Source organism: Pseudomonas sp. BN414, assembly GCF_029871275.1.
GTDB lineage: Bacteria > Pseudomonadota > Gammaproteobacteria > Pseudomonadales > Pseudomonadaceae > Metapseudomonas > Metapseudomonas resinovorans_C.
In genome coordinates this window covers 149,689-170,574 of record NZ_SSOL01000079.1, presented here as the reverse complement: position 1 = coordinate 170,574, position 20,886 = coordinate 149,689, and the positions used below count along the sequence as shown (strand labels likewise).

Below are 20,886 nucleotides of genomic sequence, written 5' to 3'. Positions count from 1 at the left end.
GCAGCTTTGGTGACGGATGGTGAACTGTCAAACCAGCGCCGGCAGGCCTTGCCGGCGCGCGGGAATGCGGATGTAATTCGCCGCATTCCGGCTCGAATGCCCAAGGACTCCGCCCCCCGTGCGCGTCGCATCCATGCCTGTCTTTCATCTACGTGCCGCCCTCGCCCTTCTGCTGCTACTCGCCGCTGGCTGTCGGCCGGAAGCTCCGCCCGCGCTCGACCAGCAACTCTATATCTGGCAACGGCAATGGCGACCCGCGCATGCCGAAGCCCTGGCCGCCAGCCGCGCCGACTTTTCCACCCTGCGGGTGCTCGCCGCCCAGGCCCATCCCGGTGCCGGCTGGTCTCGCATCAGGGTGAATGCCGGGATGCTCCAGGCCGATGGCCGACCGCTGGTGGCCGTGGTGCGCCTGGATGGCCAACTGCCGGGGCTGGACCTGCAGCGCACCCGCGACGATATCCTCGCGCTCCTGGAAGACTGGCGCGCACAGGGCCTCGCCGTGCAGGGCCTGGAGATCGACCACGACTGCGCCAACGCGCGCCTGCCGGGCTATCGCGCCTTCCTCCAGGACCTGCGCCAGGCACTGCCAACTGAGCTGAATCTCAGCATTACCGCCCTGCCCGCCTGGCTCGACAGCCCCGCCCTTCCGGACCTGCTGCGCGAGGTGAACAGCAGCGTGCTGCAGGTCCATGCGGTCAGCGCACCCGCGAGCGGTCTATTCGACCCTGCCCGCGCCGAGGCCTGGGCACGGCACTGGAGCCAGGCAACCGACCGCCCCTTCCAACTCGCCCTGCCCGCCTATGGCATTGCCCTGGTCAATGGCCAGGTGGAAAGCGAAAGCCCGCTGGCGCTGGTTGGCCCGCGCCACGAACTCCAGGCAGACCCACAGCAACTGGCGAAACTGCTCGCCGATCTGCGGCAGAAACGTCCCGAGCACATGGCTGGCGTCATCTGGTTCCGCCTGCCACTGGCCGGAGACCGACGCGCGTGGCCCCTCACGACCCTCAAGGCCGTGGCGCGCGGCGAAAGCCTGTATGCCGATGTCCAGCCATTGATCCGTCAGCGTGGGCCTCTCCATGAACTGGCGCTGGCCAATCAGGGCAACCTGACCACCGCGCTGCCCCAACGCATCGAGCTGCCGGCGCAAGCCTGCGATTCCGCCGATGCCCTCGCCGGCTACCGCCTGGAACGCACGGCCAACGCGCTGGTATTCACCCGTCATACCGAAGGCCAGCTCACCGCCGGCCAGCAACGCGCCCTGGGTTGGGCACGCTGCCAGCAAATCGATCAAGGAGGATCCCATGTCTACCCCTGAACGCCGCCGGCGTCTGGCCCTCGCCATCGCACTCTGCCTGCCGCTAATGAGTGCCCAGGCCTGTGGACCGGACTTTCCCCTGAGCCTGCTGGGCGACCGCGCCCAGACCCTGGCCGAACTTCCCGAAGGCAACTTCGCCTTTGAAGCCGCGCGCCTGGGCAAGCCTGTACCGGGCCTCGGCCAGTCCGGGGATGCCACCCTGGTGGGGTATTGGGACGACGGTGGAGAGCGATACCTCCAGCAGCGCGAAGAGATCGAGCAGAAGGAGTTGGGAGACTCCCTCTACCAGCAGGTGAAACGCTTGCGCACGCTGGCCGACGCCAGCCAGGTGGAGGACCAGGGCCAGGAGCTGCCCGCCGAACTGCGCCTCTACACTGCCGGCGCAGTGGCCTTTGCCCAGCAGGACTACCTGCTGGCCAGCGCTTACTTCCGCCGCGTGCTGGAACTCCCGGCGGACCAGCGCCGCTTGCGCGGTACCTGGGCCGCTTACTCGCTCGGACGTGCCCAGGCCAGTCTGAGCCGTCCCGAAGGCGTCCCCGTCGAAGAAGCCCGGCGCAGCGAGGAAGATCAGCGCCTGTTCATGGAGGACGCCGCCCAGTCCGCACGGGAAGCGTTCCAGCAGACTCGCCAGCTCGCCATCCAGGGCTATGCCGACCCGCTGGAACTGGGCATTGCCAGCCTCGGCGAGGAAGCCCGCCTGGCCTATCTGGCCGGTGACTGGGCCAGCGCCATCCGCCTCTACGCCAGTCAGACGGCCCATCGATCCAGTACCGGCTACAGCTCCCTGCGCCAGCTCGCCGGCGAACTGGCGCGGATGCCCAGCGAAGAGCTGGCGCCGCTGCTGGCCCTGCCTGAAGTTCAGCAACTGCTCACGGCCCGCCTGCTCAGCCGCATCGACGGCGAGCAGAGCGGCGATGAACGCATCAGCGCGCTGCTGATCGAGAACGCAGGCATCGACCTCGCCAACGCCGATCGCCTGGCCGCCCTGAGCTACCAGTTCGGTCGCTATGCCGACGCCGAGCACTTCGTCGCCAAGGCCGGCGACAGCGGGCTCGCCTGGTGGCTGCGGGCGACGCTGGCCCTGCGCGATGGCGACTCCACCCGCGCCACCGAAGCCTATGCCAAGGCCGCGCGCGCCTTCCCCAAGGACGAAGACTGGGGCTACCGACGCACCGAGAACTGGGACTGGGAAGACGTGAAGCCGCGCTGCCGCGTGGACGGCGAGAACGCCATCCTTTCACTCCAGCGCGGCGACTATCTGGATGCCTTCGACCTGCTCTGGCGCACCGGCGAGATCTACTGGCGGGACAGCGCCACCATCGCCGAACGGGTGCTCACCCTGGAAGAACTCAAGGGCTATGTCGACGGCAAGGTGCCGGCGCCCAAGCCGCAGACTGCGGAAGAGCGCGAAAACTACCAGCCACGCCCGGTCGCCGCCCAGTTGCGCAACCTGCTGGCCCGGCGTCTGCTGCGCGAAGGCCACTATGCCGAGGCCTTGCCCTACTTTGACGATGACGAATTGCGCGACACCGCCCGTCGCTACGGCCAGGCGCGCGAAGAGGCGGAAAACCGCTGGACCGCCACCGGGCGCGCCGAAGCGCTCTATGAATCCGCCCTGATCGCCCGCGAACAGGGCATGGAGCTGCTGGGCTACGAGATGTCGCCGGACTTCCACAGCCTGGGCGGTTCCTTCGCCCTGCTTCAGGTCGGACAGCAGCAGCCAGGCGACCTGCTGAGCGCGGACGAGGTCAACCGGCAGAACGAAAACCTCGCTCGGCCCAACACCCGCTATCACTATCGCTGGGTCGCGGCGCAACTGGCCGGCCGCGCCGCCGACCAGTTGCCACAAAGCAGCCAGGCCTTTGCTGCGGTCCTGTGCAAGGCCACCGGTTTCCTGCTCAGCAGCAACCTGAAAGACGCGCGCGGCTACTACCTGCGCTACGTGGAAGATGGCCCCTACGTGCCCTGGGCGGCCAACTTCGGCCGCAACTGCGAAGAGCCGGACTTCGACGCCGCCGGCAAGCGTGTCTGGGAAGAGCGCGGGAACGGGTTACGCGCCCGCTTGCGCCCCTACAAGTACCTGCTGGTCGGGGCCAGCGCGCTGGTGGTTGCCCTGTCGACTTTCTGGATCAGGCGTCGCCGCGGCGAATGAACAGCCCGGAGCGCCTTGGCTATAGTGGGTGAAATCTCGCAGGAGCATGACCATGAGTGAAACCGCCAGCGACCGTCGGCGCTTCCACCGCATCAACTTCGACGCCGCCACCACAATCACCCAAGGCGACAAGCGCTGGACGGCGGAGCTGCATGACATTTCCCTCAAGGGCTTGCTGTTAATCCGCCCGGCGGACTGGGACGCCGATCCGGCAAGCCTGTTCGATGTGCGCGTCGATCTGGGCGCAGACGCCAAGGTCGAGATGGAAGTGGAACTGACCCGCGCCCAGGGCGACCAGCTCGGCTTCGTCTGCCGTCATATCGACCTGGACTCCATCAGCCACCTGCGCCGCCTGGTAGAGCTCAACCTGGGCAGCGAAGAACTGCTGGAACGTGATCTGACCGCGCTGGGCGAGGAATAGCGCTCGGGGCAGACGCGCCCCTCTCCCCAACCCTCTCCCGCAAGCGGGAGAGGGAGTCGTCCGTGCAGGTTAAATGCTGCTCGCTTTTCTTGTGGGGGCGATTTCAATCGCCAAGCAGACCGCAGGTCTGCCAAAGCTTCTCACCTCACCCCCACCTCCCTACTACTCGAACAGCGCATCCAATGCCTGCTCCAGCCGTGTCACCGCAACCACGGTCAGGCCCGGCGGATCTTCCTTGGGGGCGTTGCCCTTGGGCACGATCGCCCGCTTGAAACCATGCTTGGCGGCTTCCTTCAAACGCTCCTGGCCACTGGGCACCGGGCGCACCTCACCGGACAGCCCCACCTCACCGAACACCAGCACGTCATGGGCCAGGGGGCGGTTGCGCAGGCTGGAGATGATGGCGGAGATCAGAGCGAGGTCGGACGCGGTCTCCAGTACCTTCACGCCACCCACCACGTTGAGGAACACATCCTGGTCGTAGGTCGGGATGCCGCCGTGCCGGTGCAGGACCGCCAGCAGCATGGCCAGACGGTTCTGGTCCAGGCCCAGGGTAACCCGACGTGGATTGGCCAGGTGGCTGGTGTCCACCAGCGCCTGTACCTCCACGAGCATGGGCCGCGAGCCCTCCCACGTGGCCATGACCACGCTGCCGGGCACGGATTCCTGGGCGCGCGTAAGGAAGATCGCCGAGGGGTTGGAGACTTCCTTCAGGCCCTTGTCGGTCATGCCGAACACGCCCAGCTCGTTGACCGCGCCGAAACGGTTCTTCACCGCCCGCAACAGGCGCAGTCGGCCGTCGGACTCGCCCTCGAAATAGAGCACCGTGTCCACCATGTGCTCCAGCACGCGGGGGCCCGCCAAGGCGCCTTCCTTGGTCACATGGCCGACCAGGAAGATCGCCGTGCCGCTCTGCTTGGCGAAACGCACCAGCAGCGCCGCGCTCTCGCGGACCTGCGCCACACCGCCAGGAGCGGATTGCAGCTGTTCGGTGAAGATGGTCTGGATGGAGTCGATCACCATCACCTTGGGCTTCTCCAGCCGCGCGGTGGCGATGATGCTTTCGATACAGGTCTCGGTCATGACCTTTAGCTTGTCTTCCGGCAAGCCCAGGCGGCGGGCACGCATGGCCACCTGCTGCTGGGATTCCTCGCCAGTGACATAGAGCGCAGGGAAGCGCGCAGCGATATTGCAGAGGGTCTGCAGAAGGATGGTGGACTTGCCGATGCCGGGATCACCGCCAATCAGCACCACCGAGCCGTCCACCAGACCGCCGCCGAGCACGCGGTCCAGCTCATTGGAGGCCGTGGAAAAGCGTGGCATTTCCTCGACGCTGACTTCCGCCAGGGTCTTGATCTGCGCTTGCTGGCCGGTCCAGCCAGTACGCCCGCTCGACGTGGCGGCGGCGCCCTCCAGCACGGTTTCCACCAGGGTGTTCCAGGCCCCGCAATCAGCGCACTGGCCGGCCCATTTGGGGAAAGTGGCGCCGCACTCGGTGCAGCCGTACATGCGCTTGGCCTTGGCCATCAGCGGACTCCGTCAAAAACACGAAAGCCCGCATGATAGCGGATCAACCCCGGCAACCGCCGCCGCAGTTGCAGCATTGGCCGCTGGCGCGTCGACGCTGGCGTTCGAGGTCCTCAAGCAGACCATCCAGGCGCATGTTCAGCATGGTCAGGCTGGAGCCGTCTGACGGCTCGCTGCCCTCTTCCACGCGGCGGATGCGAAGTTGCAACAGGTCGAGCTGACTTTGCAGGCGGCCCAGACGTTCGATGGCTTCCAGGCGCTCAGGGGAAATGGACGACGCAGGCATCATGCCCACGCCGGACATCGGGATGGAGGCGGTCATGGCAAAGGCTCCGGGAAGAAAAGATGGTGCCCAGCCTATGCCCCTGCTCGTCCTGCCCTGTTGACCCCGATCAAATCAAGGCGTCAGCCCTTGGCGCTCCTGAGCATTCGGGCGATTTCATCTTTCAAGGCGACCCTTTGCACCTTCAGACCGTGCAGGGCGCTGTCATCGAGGGCCTTGTTACCGTCCTCGACTTCGTAAATTTGCGAATCCAGATCCTGGTACTCCCCCGCCAACCGGGCAAAGTGCGCATCGCTCTGCAGCAGTGCGCGCATGGTGTCCTTGAACTCCGGGAATTCACGGTTGAGCGGGTGGTGTTCTAGTGGCATGGCAGCGACCCTCCTCTTGCAGCCTCCCTCTCAGGCTAGACCAGGGACCACAGGCCGAAAGCGCCGCCTGACGGAAACCTCGCCGGACTTGGCACTGCGGCCGCCGCCCCCTAGCATGTGCGCGGCACAAGGAGGTGGCCGTCGCTGGCAGCCTCGACCCGCTGAATTACACTTCAGCGTTGAATCCAGAACCTCAGGGAGTGAAACATGAGCTTGCTCAATGAATTCAAAGCCTTCGCCGTCAAAGGCAATGTGGTCGACATGGCCGTGGGCATCATCATCGGCGCCGCCTTCGGCAAGATCGTCTCGTCCTTCGTGGGCGACGTGATCATGCCACCCATAGGCCTGCTGATCGGCGGGGTCGACTTCTCCGACCTGGCTATCACCCTCAAGGCTGCCGAGGGCGAAATCCCGGCCGTGATGCTGAGTTATGGCAAGTTCATCCAGACCATCCTCGACTTCGTGATCGTCGCCTTCGCGATCTTCATGGGGGTGAAGGTGATCAACAAGCTCAAACGTGAAGAGGCCGCCGCTCCCGAGCTGCCGCCGACGCCGACCCCCGAGGAAACCCTGCTGACCGAGATTCGCGACCTGCTGAAATCGCAGCAGAACAGGCAGCCCTGACGGGCATCGCAAAAATGAAAACGGCGCCTCATCGGCGCCGTTTCTTTTTGTGGGGGCGAATTTATTCGCGATGGGGCGCGAAGCGGCCCTCTGGCCCCGTGGGGCGAGCCTGCGGCCCGCTCAGCGATTGAAATCGCCCCCACAATGTCCCAGCGCACCTACACCAGCGGCTTGAGCAGCAGGCGATTGACCCGCCGTTCCCTCACCTCGATCACTTCCAGCTGCCAGCCTTCGACCTCCAGGGCGTCGCCGATCACCGGCAGGCGATCCAGCAGGCTCATCGCCAGCCCCGCGAGGGTCTGGTAGTCCTCGCCGGGTTTGGCGGAAAAGCCGACGCGCTCCCCCAGCAGGCTCAGGTTCACCGCGCCGCTGACCTTCCAGCCGCCGTCGCACGGCTCGATATCCAGGCCGTCCACCTCGCTGGCATCGGGCAGCTCGCCGGCAATGGACTCGAGAATGTCGGTCATGGTCAGCAGACCCTCGAAACCGCCGAATTCGTTGACCACGAACGCCACATGGGTGGACGCCTTGCGCATTTCTTCGAGGGCGCCCAGCACGGAGGCGCTGTCCGGCAGGTTCGGCGGAATCCGCAACATCTGCTCGAAGTCCGGCTCCTGCCCCTGCAACAGTTCGCGCAGCAGCTCCTTCTTGTGCACGTAGCCGAGGGGCTCGTCCACGTCGCCACTGCGGATCACCAACAGACGCGAGTGCGGCGAACGCAGCAGGGCGTCGCGGATGCTTTCGCGCGGTTCGTCGAGGTCGATGCGTCCCACCTCGTTACGGTTGGTCATCAGGGTCCGGATCGGGCGCTCCGCCAGCCCCAGCACACCGCTGATCATGATCCGCTCGCGACGGTCGAACGGCACCTTGCCAATGTCGTCGCCATCCAGCAGGTCGGCGATTTCCTCGCCCACCTCATCAGCCTCGACACCACGGCCACCCAGCAGGCGGAGCACGGCGTGCGCAGTACGCTCGCGCACGCTGCGGTCGCCCTGGAGCTGACGCTTGCGGCGCCAGCGCACCAACTGGTTGGCAGCCTCGATCAGCAACGAGAAGCCAATGGCGGCGTACAGGTAGCCTTTCGGGATGTGGAAGCCCAGGCCTTCGGCGGTCAGGCTGAAACCGATCATCATCAGGAAGCCCAGACACAGCATGATCACCGTCGGGTGGGCGTTGACGAAGGCGGTCAGCGGCTTGCTGGCGATGATCATCAGGCCGATGGACACGACCACTGCGATCATCATCACTTCCAGGTGTTCGACCATGCCCACGGCGGTAATCACCGCGTCCAGAGAGAACACCGCGTCCAGCACCACGATCTGCGCGACCACCGGCCAGAACAGGGCATAGGCACGGCTGCCACTCTGGCTGTGGACGCGGCCTTCCAGGCGTTCGTGCAACTCCATGGTGGCCTTGAACAACAGGAACACACCGCCGAACAGCATGATCAGGTCACGACCGGAGAAGCTCTTGTCGAACACCTCGAACAGCGGCGTGGTCAGAGTGACCAGCCAGGAAATACTTGCCAGCAGGCCCAGGCGCATCAGCAACGCCAGCGACAGGCCGATCAATCGCGCGCGGTCACGCTGATGGGGCGACAGCTTGTCGGCCAGGATGGCGATGAACACCAGGTTGTCGATACCGAGGACGATCTCCAGGACGATCAGCGTCAGCAGGCCCAGCCAGGCCGTGGGGTCAACTATCCATTCCATAGAAATCAGGCTCTCGAACCAGGTTTACGGGCAGGCGCAAACGACGCCTGCGGGCGTTGTATCGACATGCACGAAGAGTAGGCAGCGGGGAGCTGCAATTCGAATAGGCGTGCGCAGACGCCAGTGGGAAGGGGGGCGGCCGCACCCGGGGTTGCAGGGGGCGGCTTACAACTATCGCTGTCCATTGGTTTCCAGTTCGGATAAACGAGCTGCGAATGCTAGGTCAGAAAATCCCCCGCATTAAGCGAGGAATTTTTACCAATCATGTATGAAATCTCTTAGCGCCTACGAAACAGGGGCCTTGGCTCTATTGCCGAACGCCCATAGAGCACGCTCAAACCCATCAATCCTTTCAACGCATCCTCGGCGGATTTGTCCTCGCGTACGGCAAAGGCATCGAAACCGCACTGGCGCATGTGGCTGAGCTGGTCGCGCAAGACGTCGCCCACCGCACGCAGCTCGCCACGCCAGCCGAGGCGCACTCGCAACAGGTACGCCTGGCTGTAGCCACGACCGTCGCGGAAGCTGGGGAACTCCACGGCGATCAGCGGCAGCGCTTCCGACAGCAGCGGCGCCAGCGGCTCCACCTCGTCATCCGGTTGCAGCAGCAAGCCATCACGACCATCGCGGTCGCGCCAGAGCGCCAACGGCAGGATCAGCGGGCCATCGGGCAAGGATTCACTGGGCTCGCGCACCAGCGTCCACGGGTCGCTCTCCATCAGCCGGGCCTGGCCGTCCAGTAGCTTGATCAGGTTGTTCATGCCGGCACCTCCGCCTTGGCGTAGACCCGTTCCTTGAAGGGCTCCAGACCGATACGCCGCACGGTATCGACGAAGCGCTCGTCCGGTTCGCGGTAGTCGCGGAAGGTGGCCACCACCTTCTCGATGACATCCGGCACTTCGTCGGCACTGAACGACGGGCCGATCACCTTGCCCAGTTCGCTCTGCATGCCCTGGGCGCCGCCGAGGGTGATCTGGTACCACTCGCTGCCGCCCTTATCCACGCCGAGGATGCCGATGTTGCCGATGTGGTGGTGGCCGCAGGCGTTCATGCAGCCGGAGATATTCAGGCTCAGCTCGCCCAGATCCTGGAGTGCCGCCGGGTCGACGAAGCGCTCCTGGATGGCCTGGGCGATGGGGATGGACTTGGCGTTGGCCAGGGAGCAGTAGTCGCCCCCCGGGCAGGCGATGATGTCGGTAAGCAGGCCAATGTTGGCGGTCGCCAAGTCCCGCTCGCAGGCCAGCAACCAGAGCGCGTGCAGGTCGGCCTTGCGCACGTCGGGCAGTACCAGGTTCTGTTCGTGGGCGATGCGGATTTCACCGAAGCCGAAACGCTCGGCCCAGTCGGCCACCGCTTCCATCTGCGCGGCGGTGACGTCGCCGGGCGGCGCCTCCGGCCCCGACTTGGTGGAGAGCACCACAGCGGCATAGCCCGGCACCTTGTGCGGCTGCAGGTTGCGCGCGCACCAGCGGGCGAAGGCCGGGTCCCGCGCCAGGTGAGTGCCGAAGCCGAGGTCAGTGTCATCGAGATGGGCATAGGACGGCGCATCGAAGCTGACGGCGACCCGCTGGTACTCGTCCTCGGTCAACTCGGCGGGTCCCTCCTTCAGGTGCTGCCACTCGGCTTCCACCTCGCGGGCGAACGCGTCGATGCCGAGCGCCTTCACCAGGATCTTGATCCGCGCCTTGTACTTGTTGTCGCGCCGCCCGTGGCGGTTGTAGACCCGCAGGATGGCTTCGACATAGGACAGCAGGTGGCGCCAGTGCAGGCCGTCGCGGATCTGTTGGCTAAGAATCGGCGTGCGCCCAAGCCCGCCGCCCACCATCACCCGCAGACGCATTTCGCCAGCGTCGTCGCGGTACAGGTAAAGGCCGATGTCGTGCATCTGCACGGCGGCACGGTCTTCCTCGGCGGCGCAGAGGGCGATCTTGAACTTGCGCGGCAGGAAGAGGAATTCCGGGTTGATGGTGGACCACTGGCGGAGGATTTCCGCCAGCGGGCGCGGGTCCAGCAGTTCGTCGGCAGCCACCCCGGCGAAGGCCTCGGTGGTGATGTTGCGCACGCAGTTGCCGGATGTCTGGATGGCGTGCATCTCCACCTCGGCCAGTTGCTGGAGGATGTCCGGCACCTCGGCCAGTTCGATCCAATTGAACTGGATGTTCTGCCGCGTGGTGAAGTGACCGTAGCCACGGTCGTGCTCGCGGGCGATGCGCGCCAGGCAACGCAGCTGGTCCGACGACAGCGTGCCGTAGGGGATGGCGACCCGCAGCATGTAGGCATGCTTCTGCATGTAGAGGCCGTTCTGCAGGCGCAGCGGCAGGAACTCTTCCTCGGACAGCTCGCCGTTGATGCGCCGCGCCACCTGGTCGCGGAATTGCGCCACGCGCTCCTGCACCAGGGCGCGGTCGTAGTCGTCGTAGTGGTACATGCAAGCAGCTCCAGCAAGGCGGGCGGAGCCGTCACTATGTGCGTGCGGGCGAGACGGAAACAGCTTCAGGTTCGCTGCAAAAAACCGTATCAGACCCAACTGTAGGAGCGAGCTTGCTCGCGAATGGCGGTGATTCGCGAGCAAGCTCGCTGCTACAAAGCGGCCTCTGATCTGAGCACTAAAAAGTGCCACGATCTGAGTCTGTTTCCCCAGCCACGAGATTTCCAGAATGGCGGCCGCTCAGTCTTCCCAACCGAAAGGCCCGCACATGAACACCGCAATCCCGGAACCGACCTACGACTACAAGGTGGTTCGCCAGTTCGCCCTGATGACGCTCGTCTGGGGCATCGTCGGCATGGGCATGGGCGTGTTCATCGCCGCCCAGCTCGTCTGGCCTGCGTTGAACCTCGACCTGCCCTGGACCAGCTTCGGCCGCCTGCGCCCGCTGCACACCAACCTGGTGATCTTCGCCTTCGGCGGCAGCGCGCTGTTCGCCACCAGCTACTACACGGTGCAACGCACCTGCCAGGCGCGGTTGTACGGCGGCTCGCTTGCCGCTTTCACCTTCTGGGGCTGGCAGGCGCTGGTGGTGATCCTGCTGGTGACCCTGCCCCAGGGCCTGACCACCACCAAGGAATACGCCGAGGTGGAATTCACCGGCGCGGTGTGGATGGGCATCATCTGGATCGCCTACGCGGTGGTGTTTTTCGGCACTATCATGAAGCGCAAGACCAAGCACATTTACGTGGGCAACTGGTTCTTCGGCGCCTTCATCGTGGTCACCGCGATGCTGCACATCGTCAACCACATGGCCATTCCGGTGAGCTGGTTCAAGTCCTACTCGGTGTACTCAGGCGCCACCGACGCCATGGTGCAGTGGTGGTACGGGCACAACGCCGTGGGCTTCTTCCTGACCACCGGCTTCCTCGGGATGATGTACTACTTCATTCCCAAGCAGGCCGGGCGCCCGGTGTACTCCTATCGGCTGTCCATCGTGCATTTCTGGGCGCTGATCACCCTGTACATCTGGGCCGGCCCGCATCACCTGCACTACACCGCCCTGCCCGATTGGGCGCAGTCCCTCGGCATGGTGATGTCGATCATCCTGCTGGCACCGAGCTGGGGCGGCATGATCAACGGCATGATGACGCTCTCCGGCGCCTGGCATAAGTTGCGCGACGACCCGATCCTGCGCTTCCTCGTGGTGTCGCTGGCCTTCTACGGCATGTCCACCTTCGAAGGCCCGATGATGGCCATCAAGACCGTCAACGCCCTCTCTCACTACACCGACTGGACCATCGGCCACGTACACGCCGGGGCGCTGGGCTGGGTAGCGATGATCACCATCGGCTCGCTCTACCACCTGATCCCGCGCCTCTACGGCCGCGCGCAGATGCACAGCGTCGGCCTGATCAACGCCCACTTCTGGCTGGCCACCATCGGCACGGTTCTCTATATCGCCTCCATGTGGGTCAACGGCATCACCCAGGGCCTGATGTGGCGTGCGGTGAACGAGGACGGCACCCTCACCTACTCCTTCGTCGAAGCCCTGGAAGCCAGCCACCCCGGCTTCGTGGTGCGCATGATCGGCGGCATTTTCTTCGTCACCGGCATGCTGCTGATGGCCTGGAATACCTGGCGCACCGTGCGCGCCGGCGACGTCCGCACCACCGAAGCAGTACCGCAGGCGGTGGCCCATGGATAGCGAGAGCACCTACGCCCTGCTCAGCCTGGCCGCGCTGACCTTCTTCTACCTCGCCACCCAGGCCTGCCTGGGCGGCAGGAGCCAGCGCCAGATCGAAGAAGCCACCATGCTGCCCTTCGCCGACGACGAACCCGTGGCCCGGCGCATGGAGCGCGCCACCGGACGCAGCAGCACGGGATGCAGCTGTCCGGGGCGGTGTGATGGGGGGTGTGAGCGACGAGTGGAAATCGAGGCTTGAGACAGGAACCCTGTGGGGGCGATTTCAATCGCTAAGGGCTGCGCAGCAGCCCCCTATCATCTGCTTAGCGATTGAAATCGCCCCCACAAAAAAGCGAGAGCAACCACTACCTCACCAATAATTCTCCACCGCCACCTGCCCCGGCCGGCGGGTCAGGCTGAGGTTCATGTCGCGCTTCTTCAGCACGGCGCGGGTGTCGTCGATCATCTGCGGGTTGCCGCAAAGCATCACGCGGGAATGTTCCGGGGTCAGTTCAAGGCCGGCGGCGCGTTCCAGCTCGCCGTTCTCGATCAGCGTGGTGATGCGCCCATGCAGCGCGCCGGGCACTTCCTCGCGGGTCACCACGGGGATGTACAGCAGCTTGTCGGCCACGCCTTCCAGGTAGTCGCGGTTCTTCAGGTCATCGATCAGCGGCTGGTACGCCAATTCGGCGGCCTGGCGCACGCTGTAGACTAGGATGATGCGTTCGAAACGCTGCCAGACTTCCAGGTCCTGGAGGATCGACAGGAAGGGCGCCAGGCCGGTGCCGGTGGCCAGCAGCCAGAGGTCGCGGCCATCGACGAAGCGGTCAAGGGTGAGGAAGCCAAAGGACGTCTTGTCCACCATCAGGGTGTCGCCGACCGCGAGGCGTGACAGCTCACTGGTGAATTCGCCCCCTGGTACGACGATGGAGAAGAACTCCAGATGCTCGTCATGGGGCGCCGACACCATGGAATAGGCGCGCCAGACGGTGCTGCCGTCGGGCTTGGTCACGCCCAGTCGGGCAAACTGGCCAGCGCGGAAGCGGTAGCCCGCGTCACGGGTGGTGCGCAGGGTGAACAGGCTGGGCGTCAGGGTCTGCACATCCTGCAGGGTCTGACGGGTGAACTTCTCTTCGCTGGCGGTCATACTCCGCTCCCACTCATTTCCGATTCGTTCGAAGACCGCCCCAGTGTCTCGCAAAGCGGCCTTCAGAAACACCGCCGGTTCTTATGCCTATATTTGCTACGCCTTTCGCCCAGCTCGACCTCGTTCGCCAGCCCGAGCAGCAGGATGACCCGCTGCAGGCCTTCGATGCCGCCGACGAATACCTGCTCAATTTCCTCCATGAGCAAGGCATCACGGCCGATACACGCATCCTGGTACTGAACGACAGCTTCGGCGCGCTGGCGGCCAGCCTCACGCCCCACGCCCTGGTCACCAGCAGCGGTGATTCCCACCTCGGTCATATCGCCCTGCAACGCAATCTGGCGCGCAATGAACTGGATGTCGGTGGCGTGCGCTTCGTACCCGCCAGCGAAGTGACCATCGGCCCGTTCGACCGGGTACTGATCCGCGTGCCCAAGACCCTTGCCCTGCTGGAGGAACAACTGATCCGCCTGCAAGGCCAGTTGGCCCCCGGGGCCAGCGTGATTGCCGCCGGCATGGTCAAGCACCTGCCCCACGCTACCGGTGACCTGCTGGCGAAATACATCGGCCCGATGCAGCCCTCGCTGGCGGTAAAGAAGGCGCGCCTGCTGATCGCCACGGCCGAACAGAAGCCGGCGCCGGCCTCGCCCTATCCCACGCGCTATCAGCTGGATCAGCCACGCCTGACACTGATCAACCACGCCAACGTGTTCTGCCGCGACGGGCTGGACATCGGCACCCGCGCCTTCCTCCCGCACCTGCCACGCAGCCTGGCGGACATCCGCGCGGCGGACCTGGGCTGCGGCAATGGCGTGCTCGGTATTGTTTACGCCCTGGCCAACCCGCAAGCGCAGATGACCCTGGTGGACGAGTCCTACATGGCCGTCCAGTCGGCGCAGGAGAACTGGCGGGCCGCCCTGGGCGAACGCCCAGCGGATATCCGTGCCGGCGACGGCCTGGCCGAGCAGCCGGCGGATTCGCTGGACCTGGTGCTGTGCAATCCGCCCTTCCACCAGCAGCAGGTGGTGGGCGACTTCCTCGCCTGGCGCATGTTCGTGCAAGCGCGCAATGCGCTGGTGAAGGGGGGCGAGCTGTGGATTGTGGGCAACCGCCACCTGGGTTATCACGCCAAGCTCAAGCGCTTGTGCCGGGGCGTGGAGCAGGTGGCGGCGACGCCGAAGTTTGTGGTGCTGAAAGCAAGCAAATAACGCCGCGACTTGCAGGAAACCTTGTGGGGGCGAATTCATTCGCGATGCAGACCGAAGGTCTGCCTTTCGAGACTCATGGGGGTTGCTGCGCAGCCCTTAGCGAATGAATTCGCCCCCACAGGATCAATGCGTACTCAACCCCGCCGCCGTCATGAACATCCGCAGCAGGTACGCCACCGCACCGAGGGCCAGCACGCTGAGGGTCCAGATGCCCACCAGCCAGCCCAGGCGCTGCCACAGCGGTTTCTTCTCTGACTTATCCACAAGGCGCTCCTAGTGGTAGCCGTCTTCCTGGGTCACCTTGCCGCGGAACACGTAGTAGCTCCAGGCGGTGTACATCAGGATGAAGGGGATGATGAACAGCGCGCCCACCAGCATGAAGCCCTGGCTCTGCGGCGGCGCCGCGGCTTCCCAGATGGAGATCGACGGCGGGATCACATTCGGCCAGAGGCTGATGCCCAGGCCGCTATAGCCGAGGAAGATCAGCACCAGGGTCAGCACGAAGGGCGCGTGGTGGGCGTTGTCGGCCACCGCACGTAGCAGTGCCCAGGTGCAGACCAGCACCAGAATCGGCACCGGCATGAACCAGAACAGGTTGGGCAGGCTGAACCAGCGAGTGGCGATCTCTTCATGGGCCAGCGGCGTCCAGATGCTGACGATGCCGGTGATGGCCAGCAGCACCAGCACCAGCGGACGCGCCAGGTCGTGCATCTGCTGTTGCAGGCGGCCTTCGGTCTTCATGATCAGCCAGGTGCAGCCGAGCAGTGCGTAGGCGGCGATCAGGCCCAGGCCGCAGAACATCGGGAACGGTGCCAGCCAGTCCAGCGAACCACCGGCAAAGGTGCGGTTCACCACCGGGATACCCTCGATGAAGGCCCCCAGCGCAACCCCTTGGAAGAAGGTCGCGGCGATGGAGCCGCCGATGAACGCCTTGTCCCACAGGTGGCGCTTGGCCGGCTTGGCCTTGAAGCGGAATTCGAAGGCGACGCCGCGGAAGATCAGCCCCAGCAGCATCAGGATCAGCGGCAGGTAGAGCGCGGAAAGCACCACCGAGTAGGCCAGTGGGAAGGCGCCGAACAGGCCGGCCCCTCCGAGGATCAGCCAGGTCTCGTTGCCGTCCCAGACGGGCGCGACGGTGTTCATCATCACGTCGCGCTCGCCGTCATCCTTGACGAAGGGGAAGAGGATGCCGATGCCGAGGTCGAAACCGTCCATCACCACGTACATCATCACGCCAAAGATGATGATGATGGCCCAGATCAGTGAAAGGTCTACGCCCATGTTCAATTCCTCGGCTCGGTTACAGCGTTTTCGTCATCGTCCATGCCCTCTTCGGTCGCCGAGAGCGGGCGGGCGGGGGTCCGATGCTGGCCGGGACCGCCGATACCCTGTTCCTTGCCTTCGTTGGTGACCGGGCCCTTGCGCACCAGGCGCATCATGTAGCCCAGGCCTGCGCCAAAGAGCACGAAGTACACCACCACGAAGCTCACCAGGGTCAGGCTCATTTGCGTCACGCTGTGGTTCGACACTGCATCGGCGGTGCGCATCAGCCCGTAGACCACCCAGGGCTGGCGGCCCATCTCGGTGGTGAACCAGCCGGCGAGGATCGCGATCAGTCCAGACGGGCCCATCCACAGGCACAAGTAGAGGAACGGCCGGGAATGGAACAGCCCGCCACGCCAGCGCAGCCAGAGGCTCCAGACGCCGGTGAGGATCATCAGCATGCCCAGGCCCGCCATGATGCGGAACGACCAGAACACCACGGTGGAATTGGGCCGGTCTTCCTTGGGGAACTCCTTCAGCGCCGGCACCTGCTTGTCCAGGCTGTGGGTCAGGATCAGGCTGCCGAGGTAGGGAACCTCCACCTTGAAGCGGGTTTCCTCGCGCTCCATGTCCGGCCAGCCGAAGAGGATCAGCGGGGTGGCTTCGCCACTGCTGTTGTCCCAGTGGCCTTCCATCGCGGCGATCTTCGCCGGCTGGTGCTTGAGGGTATTGAGGCCGTGCAGGTCACCGATGAACGCCTGTACCGGCGCCACCAGCAGGGCCATCCACATGGCCATGGAGAGCATCTTGCGGATGCCCGGGTTGTCGCGACCACGCAGCAGGTGCCAGGCCGCCGACGCGCCGACGAAGAAGGCGGTGGCGAGGAAAGCCGCCGTGGCCATGTGCACCAGACGGTAGGGGAACGAGGGGTTGAACACCACGGCGAACCAGTCCACCGGCACCACGCGGCCATCGATGATCTCGAAGCCCTGCGGGGTCTGCATCCAGCTGTTGGAAGCGAGAATCCAGAAGGTGGAAATGATGGTGCCGATGGCCACCATCACCGTGGAGAAGAAGTGCAGGCCCGGTCCCACACGGTTCCAGCCGAACAGCATGACGCCAAGGAAGCCCGCCTCGAGGAAGAATGCGGTGAGCACCTCATAGGTCAGCAGCGGCCCGGTGACCGCCCCGGCGAAGTCGGAGAAGGCGCTCCAGTTGGTGCCGAACTGGTAGGCCATGACCAGGCCGGAAACCACGCCCATGCCGAAGTTCACGGCGAAGATCTTCGACCAGAAGTGATAGAGGTCGCGGTAGACCTCCTCGCGGGTCTTCAGCCACAAGCCTTCCAGCACGGCGAGGTAGCTCGCCAGGCCAATGGTGATGGCCGGGAAGATGATGTGGAAGGACACGGTGAAGGCGAACTGCATTCGGGCGAGATCGAGAGCCTCCAATCCGAACATGGCGAATCCTCTAATCAGGTTGATACGGGTGCGGCCCCGCGCGACTCCATCTTGTAGAGGATTCGCGCCGGATCGAATTGTTCTTATGGATAGCTGCTGCGACTGGATGCGGGCCAGCTGGGCCCTTCACAAACCCGCGCCGGGGGTTTTGACGCGGATCAAGCAATGCATAGAGAGTAGCCGGTCAAGGCATTTAGGAAGCTGTGGTTCGTTGCCGCGCGACAGGTTGCCGCGCGGCCGCGCGCCGCATGGAATGCGCCGGGGTTAGGAGCCCTTGTAGGTTGGCGTAGAGCGCAGCGAAACCCAACAGGTAGGCATCAAGCCAGCATCGTTGGGCTTCGCTGCGCTCTGCCGCAACCTACGGTTCGAGGGCTGCGGGGCTGTCCACATCGCGCAGGACGCCCGGATCGTCGACGCCCACCGCCACCCAGGCGGAAGCGTGGGCGCGCAGCACCCGCCGCGCGCCTTCGTCGCCCGTGAGCGTCTGCAATTCGGGCCAGAACTCCCGCCCAAACAGCACAGGATGACCGCGCTCATCATGATGGACAGGGAAGACGATGCGGCCCGGCGCGGCCTTGGCAATCAAGGCACGCAGACTGGATTCGGCGATCCAGGGCATGTCTCCAAGCAGCACGGCGATGGCCTCCGCTTCCCCCGCGGCCAGTGCCCGCGCCCCAGCGGCCAGGCTGTGGCCCATGCCCTGCCCGGCGTCTGCACAAAGGATGATGTTGCAGCCTTCCGGCAGCCCCAATGCAGCCGGGTCGTCCTCCGGGCGCAGCACCACATGCACCTCGTCGAATACCGCCTGGGCCCGCTCCAGGCTGGCAGCCAGCAGGGTGCGCCCATCAACCAGGGTGGCGCGGCGCTTGTCACTGCCAAAGCGGGTGCCGAAGCCGGCAGCGAGGATCAGGGCGGGGACATTGGGCATGCAGCGACTCCGTTCAGCCAGGGCACGAACACTGTGGGGGCGAATTCATTTGCTATGGGCAGCGCAGCTGCCCCCTGCAATCTCACACAGGGCAGACCTGCGGTCTGCATAGCGAATGAATTCGCCCCCACAAAAAAACAAGGCCGGGTAGCCGCCGTCAAACCCTTTCCCGCGCAATCCCATTGCGCACCCGCAGGATATCCGCGAGCACCGCCAAGGCGATTTCGGACGGGGTCTTGCTGCCCAGGTTGAGGCCGATGGGGGCGATGATGCGGGCGAGTTCCGCCTCGTTCAGGCCGCCGATCCGGCGCAGGCGTTCCATGCGCTTGGCGCTGGTGGCCATGGAGCCCATCACGCCGATGTAGAACGCCTCGGTGCGCACTGCTTCGATCATCGCCAGGTCGTCGATCTTCGGATCGTGGGTCAGGGCGACCACGGCGGTATCGGCATGGCAGCCACCCAGGCGGATGAACTCCGAGGGCAGTTCGCGGCGGATTTCCACACCCGGCAGCTCGACGCCTTGCAGCGCCTCGTCACGCGGGTCGCAGAGCACCACTTCGAAGCCCAGGCTCTGGCCGAACTCGGCGCACACCTGGGCCACCGTGGAATAACCCGCCAGCAGCAGGCGCTGGGCGGCGCCCACGCGCAGGTGCAGCAGATCGCCCTGGCGCTCTACTCGCGGGCCGTGCTCGCGATCCGGCAGGAGACGGCGCGCACCATCGGGCAGGGAAACCTCGCGAATCAGCCGGCGCTGGCCCGCCAGCGCGCTTTCCAGCTCGCGCAGGTGGGCCTGGACGTCGCAGTCGGAGGGCAGGTTTTCCACCAACACATCGAGAATTCCGCCACAGGGCAGGCGGATCGACGACTGGGTATCGCTACCGTCGCCGTAACGCACCAATTGCACCGGTTCGGGGAAAGCGCCTGCGGCCAGGCGCTCGAGGAAGTCATCCTCCACGCAGCCGCCGGACAGCGAACCTATCCAGTGGCCGTCGGCGGTGGCCGCCAACAGCGAGCCCGGCGCGCGAGGCGCCGAGCCGTAGGTGGCCAGGACGGTGCACAGCCACACGCGCTGGCCGGAAGCCGACCATTCGAGGGCCTTGCGTACCACCAGCAGATCCAGGTGTTGCATCGAGGGTGCTCGCTGTCAGTGGGACTGGACTTCGCTGCGCAGCTCCGCCACCCGCTCCGGACTCACCTCGCCATCGAGGCCGCCCCAGGTCTGGCGCAGGTAGTTGAGCAGGTCGCGCATCTGGCCGTCGTCGAGTTTATCCCTGAAGCCGGGCATTGGCTGCATCCGCTCGAAGCCGGTGAACTGCTGTTCGCGAATGCCGTCGTCGATCACCCGCAGCAGGTTGCGCGAATCCGCCAGGCGCAGTGTGGTGTTGCCGTTCATGGCAACCGCCACATGAGGCACGCCCTCCCCCGCTACACCGTGGCAACCGGCGCAGACGTTGAGGTAACCCTGACGGCCACGGGCTGCGCTTTCGCCCAGCACGGAGTCGGCCACCGCGGCGATCTTGCGCGGTGTCGGCGGCTGCTCACCCAAGAGGTAAGTGGCCATGGCGCGATGATCGTCCTTCGGCAGGTACTGGGTGCTGTGGTGCAGCACCGGGTACATCTCGTTGAATACCGAGCCCTGGTCGCTGATGCCGTGCTTGAGGAAGGTGGTCAGGTCGTCGGTGGTCCAGCCGCGTTCGGCCAGGTCCTTGGCCAGCAGGCTCGGCGCCTCGTAGCCGAGGATCACGCCACCGGTCATGCGCATATCCTGCTGCAAGGCGCCAACGGCGTTGCGCGGGGTATGGCATTCGCCGCAGTGGCCGAGCACTTCCACCAGGTACTGACCGCGCTGCCACTCCTCACCCTTGCCGTCGGCCGGTTCGAGCTGCACGCGATTCTTGTAGAGCATGTTCCAGAAGGTCATGCCGAAGCGCACGTTGAACGGGAAGGCCAGGTCGGTCTTCGGGCTAGGCTTGGCGATGGGCTCCAGGCTCATCAGGTACGCGTAGATGGCGTCGGAGTCTTCACGCTTGAGCAGGTGGTAGGAGGTGTACGGCATGGCGGGATAGAGCTTGCCGCCGTCCTTGCGCTCACCCTGGGTCACCGCCTTGAAGAACTCCTCGGCACTGTAGTTGCCGATGCCGTGCTCCTTGTCCGGGGTGATGTTGGTGCCGTAGATGGTGCCGAACGGCGATACCAGCGGTAGGCCGCCGGCGTACTCGGCGCCGCCTTCGATGCTGTGGCAGGCCACGCAGTCGGCAGCGCGGGCCAGGTACTTGCCGCGCTCGATCAGGGCCTTGTCCGCCGGCTGGTCAGCGGCCTGGGCGGTCAGGGGCAGCAGCAATGCTGCGAGGAGAAACGCACGCATC

General features: G+C 65.1%; 20 protein-coding genes. 7 read left to right on the top strand and 13 right to left on the bottom strand.

What is annotated here, in order from left to right:
* The first annotated feature begins 133 nt into the window (after nucleotides 1-133).
* Genes E8E95_RS28625 through E8E95_RS28615 form a run of 3 tightly spaced genes read left to right on the top strand, consistent with a single transcriptional unit; the run spans nucleotide 134 to nucleotide 3,888 of the window.
* A complete protein-coding gene (locus E8E95_RS28625) occupies nucleotides 134-1,315 on the top strand; it encodes a DUF3142 domain-containing protein (protein ID WP_280356185.1) in 1,182 nt (393 codons plus the stop codon).
* Nucleotides 1,302-3,467, top strand: coding sequence for a hypothetical protein (locus E8E95_RS28620; protein WP_280355696.1), 2,166 nt, complete (start codon nucleotides 1,302-1,304; stop codon nucleotides 3,465-3,467). Before E8E95_RS28625 ends, E8E95_RS28620 begins: the two co-directional genes overlap by 14 nt.
* A gap of 52 nt (nucleotides 3,468-3,519) precedes the next feature.
* Nucleotides 3,520-3,888, top strand: a complete 369-nt coding sequence (locus E8E95_RS28615; protein WP_280355695.1) for a PilZ domain-containing protein — start codon at nucleotides 3,520-3,522, stop codon at nucleotides 3,886-3,888.
* A gap of 162 nt (nucleotides 3,889-4,050) precedes the next feature.
* Here the strand turns inward: E8E95_RS28615 and radA are convergent, their stop codons facing one another.
* From radA to E8E95_RS28600, 3 genes are all read right to left on the bottom strand, one after another.
* Entirely contained in the window at nucleotides 4,051-5,415 is a 1,365-nt protein-coding gene (gene radA / locus E8E95_RS28610) for a DNA repair protein RadA (RefSeq protein WP_280355694.1), read from the bottom strand.
* A 43-nt stretch (nucleotides 5,416-5,458) separates the two neighbouring features.
* Entirely contained in the window at nucleotides 5,459-5,737 is a 279-nt protein-coding gene (locus E8E95_RS28605; protein WP_280355693.1) for a hypothetical protein, read from the bottom strand.
* Nucleotides 5,738-5,820: 83 nt separating this feature from the next.
* Complete coding sequence (locus E8E95_RS28600) at nucleotides 5,821-6,066, bottom strand: YdcH family protein (protein ID WP_077525124.1); 246 nt, start codon at nucleotides 6,064-6,066, stop codon at nucleotides 5,821-5,823.
* A 207-nt stretch (nucleotides 6,067-6,273) separates the two neighbouring features.
* Between E8E95_RS28600 and mscL the strand changes: the two genes are divergently transcribed.
* A complete protein-coding gene (gene mscL, locus E8E95_RS28595; protein ID WP_280355692.1) occupies nucleotides 6,274-6,690 on the top strand; it encodes a large-conductance mechanosensitive channel protein MscL in 417 nt (138 codons plus the stop codon).
* Nucleotides 6,691-6,848: 158 nt separating this feature from the next.
* Here mscL and E8E95_RS28590 read toward each other — a convergent pair whose 3' ends face one another.
* From E8E95_RS28590 to E8E95_RS28580, 3 genes are all read right to left on the bottom strand, one after another.
* Nucleotides 6,849-8,402, bottom strand: coding sequence for a TerC family protein (locus E8E95_RS28590; RefSeq protein WP_280355691.1), 1,554 nt, complete (start codon nucleotides 8,400-8,402; stop codon nucleotides 6,849-6,851).
* Nucleotides 8,403-8,680: 278 nt separating this feature from the next.
* Nucleotides 8,681-9,163, bottom strand: a complete 483-nt coding sequence (locus tag E8E95_RS28585; RefSeq protein ID WP_280355689.1) for a DUF934 domain-containing protein — start codon at nucleotides 9,161-9,163, stop codon at nucleotides 8,681-8,683.
* Nucleotides 9,160-10,830, bottom strand: a complete 1,671-nt coding sequence (locus E8E95_RS28580) for a nitrite/sulfite reductase (protein WP_280355687.1) — start codon at nucleotides 10,828-10,830, stop codon at nucleotides 9,160-9,162. The genes E8E95_RS28585 and E8E95_RS28580 overlap by 4 nt, the downstream gene beginning before the upstream one ends.
* Nucleotides 10,831-11,098: 268 nt before the next feature.
* On the opposite strand from E8E95_RS28580, the gene ccoN reads away from it, so the two are divergent.
* Together ccoN and E8E95_RS28570 are read left to right on the top strand one after the other, a co-directional pair.
* Nucleotides 11,099-12,535 (top strand): cytochrome-c oxidase, cbb3-type subunit I, encoded by a 1,437-nt coding sequence (ccoN, locus tag E8E95_RS28575; protein ID WP_280355685.1) that lies wholly within the window; start codon nucleotides 11,099-11,101, stop codon nucleotides 12,533-12,535.
* Entirely contained in the window at nucleotides 12,528-12,773 is a 246-nt protein-coding gene (locus E8E95_RS28570) for a cbb3-type cytochrome c oxidase subunit 3 (protein ID WP_280355682.1), read from the top strand. Before ccoN ends, E8E95_RS28570 begins: the two co-directional genes overlap by 8 nt.
* A gap of 111 nt (nucleotides 12,774-12,884) precedes the next feature.
* Here the strand turns inward: E8E95_RS28570 and E8E95_RS28565 are convergent, their stop codons facing one another.
* A complete protein-coding gene (locus E8E95_RS28565) occupies nucleotides 12,885-13,661 on the bottom strand; it encodes a ferredoxin--NADP reductase (RefSeq protein WP_280355681.1) in 777 nt (258 codons plus the stop codon).
* An 83-nt stretch (nucleotides 13,662-13,744) separates the two neighbouring features.
* On the opposite strand from E8E95_RS28565, the gene E8E95_RS28560 reads away from it, so the two are divergent.
* Nucleotides 13,745-14,869 carry a class I SAM-dependent methyltransferase gene (locus E8E95_RS28560; RefSeq protein WP_280355679.1) on the top strand — a complete coding sequence of 375 codons (1,125 nt, stop codon included), beginning with the start codon at nucleotides 13,745-13,747 and terminating at the stop codon, nucleotides 14,867-14,869.
* Nucleotides 14,870-14,992: 123 nt separating this feature from the next.
* On the opposite strand, the gene E8E95_RS28555 is transcribed toward E8E95_RS28560, so the two are convergent.
* From E8E95_RS28555 to E8E95_RS28530, 6 genes are all read right to left on the bottom strand, one after another.
* Nucleotides 14,993-15,133: a DUF2474 domain-containing protein gene (locus E8E95_RS28555; RefSeq protein WP_077525131.1), complete on the bottom strand. Its 141-nt coding sequence runs from the start codon at nucleotides 15,131-15,133 to the stop codon at nucleotides 14,993-14,995.
* A 9-nt stretch (nucleotides 15,134-15,142) separates the two neighbouring features.
* Nucleotides 15,143-16,150, bottom strand: a complete 1,008-nt coding sequence (gene cydB / locus E8E95_RS28550; protein WP_280355676.1) for a cytochrome d ubiquinol oxidase subunit II — start codon at nucleotides 16,148-16,150, stop codon at nucleotides 15,143-15,145.
* Between the two features lie 2 nt (nucleotides 16,151-16,152).
* Nucleotides 16,153-17,592, bottom strand: coding sequence for a cytochrome ubiquinol oxidase subunit I (locus E8E95_RS28545; protein ID WP_280355674.1), 1,440 nt, complete (start codon nucleotides 17,590-17,592; stop codon nucleotides 16,153-16,155).
* A 358-nt stretch (nucleotides 17,593-17,950) separates the two neighbouring features.
* Nucleotides 17,951-18,520: a nucleotidyltransferase family protein gene (locus E8E95_RS28540; protein ID WP_280355673.1), complete on the bottom strand. Its 570-nt coding sequence runs from the start codon at nucleotides 18,518-18,520 to the stop codon at nucleotides 17,951-17,953.
* Nucleotides 18,521-18,677: 157 nt separating this feature from the next.
* Nucleotides 18,678-19,649 carry an XdhC family protein gene (locus E8E95_RS28535; protein ID WP_280355672.1) on the bottom strand — a complete coding sequence of 324 codons (972 nt, stop codon included), beginning with the start codon at nucleotides 19,647-19,649 and terminating at the stop codon, nucleotides 18,678-18,680.
* A 15-nt stretch (nucleotides 19,650-19,664) separates the two neighbouring features.
* Complete coding sequence (locus E8E95_RS28530) at nucleotides 19,665-20,885, bottom strand: cytochrome c (protein ID WP_280355670.1); 1,221 nt, start codon at nucleotides 20,883-20,885, stop codon at nucleotides 19,665-19,667.
* Nucleotide 20,886: the final 1 nt, after the last annotated feature.

What these genes read in the sequence shown, in the direction of transcription:
- E8E95_RS28625 (WP_280356185.1), top strand. Translation starts at nt 134, where the DNA reads ATGCCTGTCTTTCATCTACGTGCCGCCCTCGCCCTTCTGCTGCTACTC.
- E8E95_RS28620 (WP_280355696.1), top strand. Translation starts at nt 1,302, where the DNA reads ATGTCTACCCCTGAACGCCGCCGGCGTCTGGCCCTCGCCATCGCACTC.
- E8E95_RS28615 (WP_280355695.1), top strand. Translation starts at nt 3,520, where the DNA reads ATGAGTGAAACCGCCAGCGACCGTCGGCGCTTCCACCGCATCAACTTC.
- radA (WP_280355694.1), bottom strand. Translation starts at nt 5,415, where the DNA reads ATGGCCAAGGCCAAGCGCATGTACGGCTGCACCGAGTGCGGCGCCACT.
- E8E95_RS28605 (WP_280355693.1), bottom strand. Translation starts at nt 5,737, where the DNA reads ATGACCGCCTCCATCCCGATGTCCGGCGTGGGCATGATGCCTGCGTCG.
- E8E95_RS28600 (WP_077525124.1), bottom strand. Translation starts at nt 6,066, where the DNA reads ATGCCACTAGAACACCACCCGCTCAACCGTGAATTCCCGGAGTTCAAG.
- mscL (WP_280355692.1), top strand. Translation starts at nt 6,274, where the DNA reads ATGAGCTTGCTCAATGAATTCAAAGCCTTCGCCGTCAAAGGCAATGTG.
- E8E95_RS28590 (WP_280355691.1), bottom strand. Translation starts at nt 8,402, where the DNA reads ATGGAATGGATAGTTGACCCCACGGCCTGGCTGGGCCTGCTGACGCTG.
- E8E95_RS28585 (WP_280355689.1), bottom strand. Translation starts at nt 9,163, where the DNA reads ATGAACAACCTGATCAAGCTACTGGACGGCCAGGCCCGGCTGATGGAG.
- E8E95_RS28580 (WP_280355687.1), bottom strand. Translation starts at nt 10,830, where the DNA reads ATGTACCACTACGACGACTACGACCGCGCCCTGGTGCAGGAGCGCGTG.
- ccoN (WP_280355685.1), top strand. Translation starts at nt 11,099, where the DNA reads ATGAACACCGCAATCCCGGAACCGACCTACGACTACAAGGTGGTTCGC.
- E8E95_RS28570 (WP_280355682.1), top strand. Translation starts at nt 12,528, where the DNA reads ATGGATAGCGAGAGCACCTACGCCCTGCTCAGCCTGGCCGCGCTGACC.
- E8E95_RS28565 (WP_280355681.1), bottom strand. Translation starts at nt 13,661, where the DNA reads ATGACCGCCAGCGAAGAGAAGTTCACCCGTCAGACCCTGCAGGATGTG.
- E8E95_RS28560 (WP_280355679.1), top strand. Translation starts at nt 13,745, where the DNA reads ATGCCTATATTTGCTACGCCTTTCGCCCAGCTCGACCTCGTTCGCCAG.
- cydB (WP_280355676.1), bottom strand. Translation starts at nt 16,150, where the DNA reads ATGGGCGTAGACCTTTCACTGATCTGGGCCATCATCATCATCTTTGGC.
- E8E95_RS28545 (WP_280355674.1), bottom strand. Translation starts at nt 17,592, where the DNA reads ATGTTCGGATTGGAGGCTCTCGATCTCGCCCGAATGCAGTTCGCCTTC.
- E8E95_RS28540 (WP_280355673.1), bottom strand. Translation starts at nt 18,520, where the DNA reads ATGCCCAATGTCCCCGCCCTGATCCTCGCTGCCGGCTTCGGCACCCGC.
- E8E95_RS28535 (WP_280355672.1), bottom strand. Translation starts at nt 19,649, where the DNA reads ATGCAACACCTGGATCTGCTGGTGGTACGCAAGGCCCTCGAATGGTCG.
- E8E95_RS28530 (WP_280355670.1), bottom strand. Translation starts at nt 20,885, where the DNA reads ATGCGTGCGTTTCTCCTCGCAGCATTGCTGCTGCCCCTGACCGCCCAG.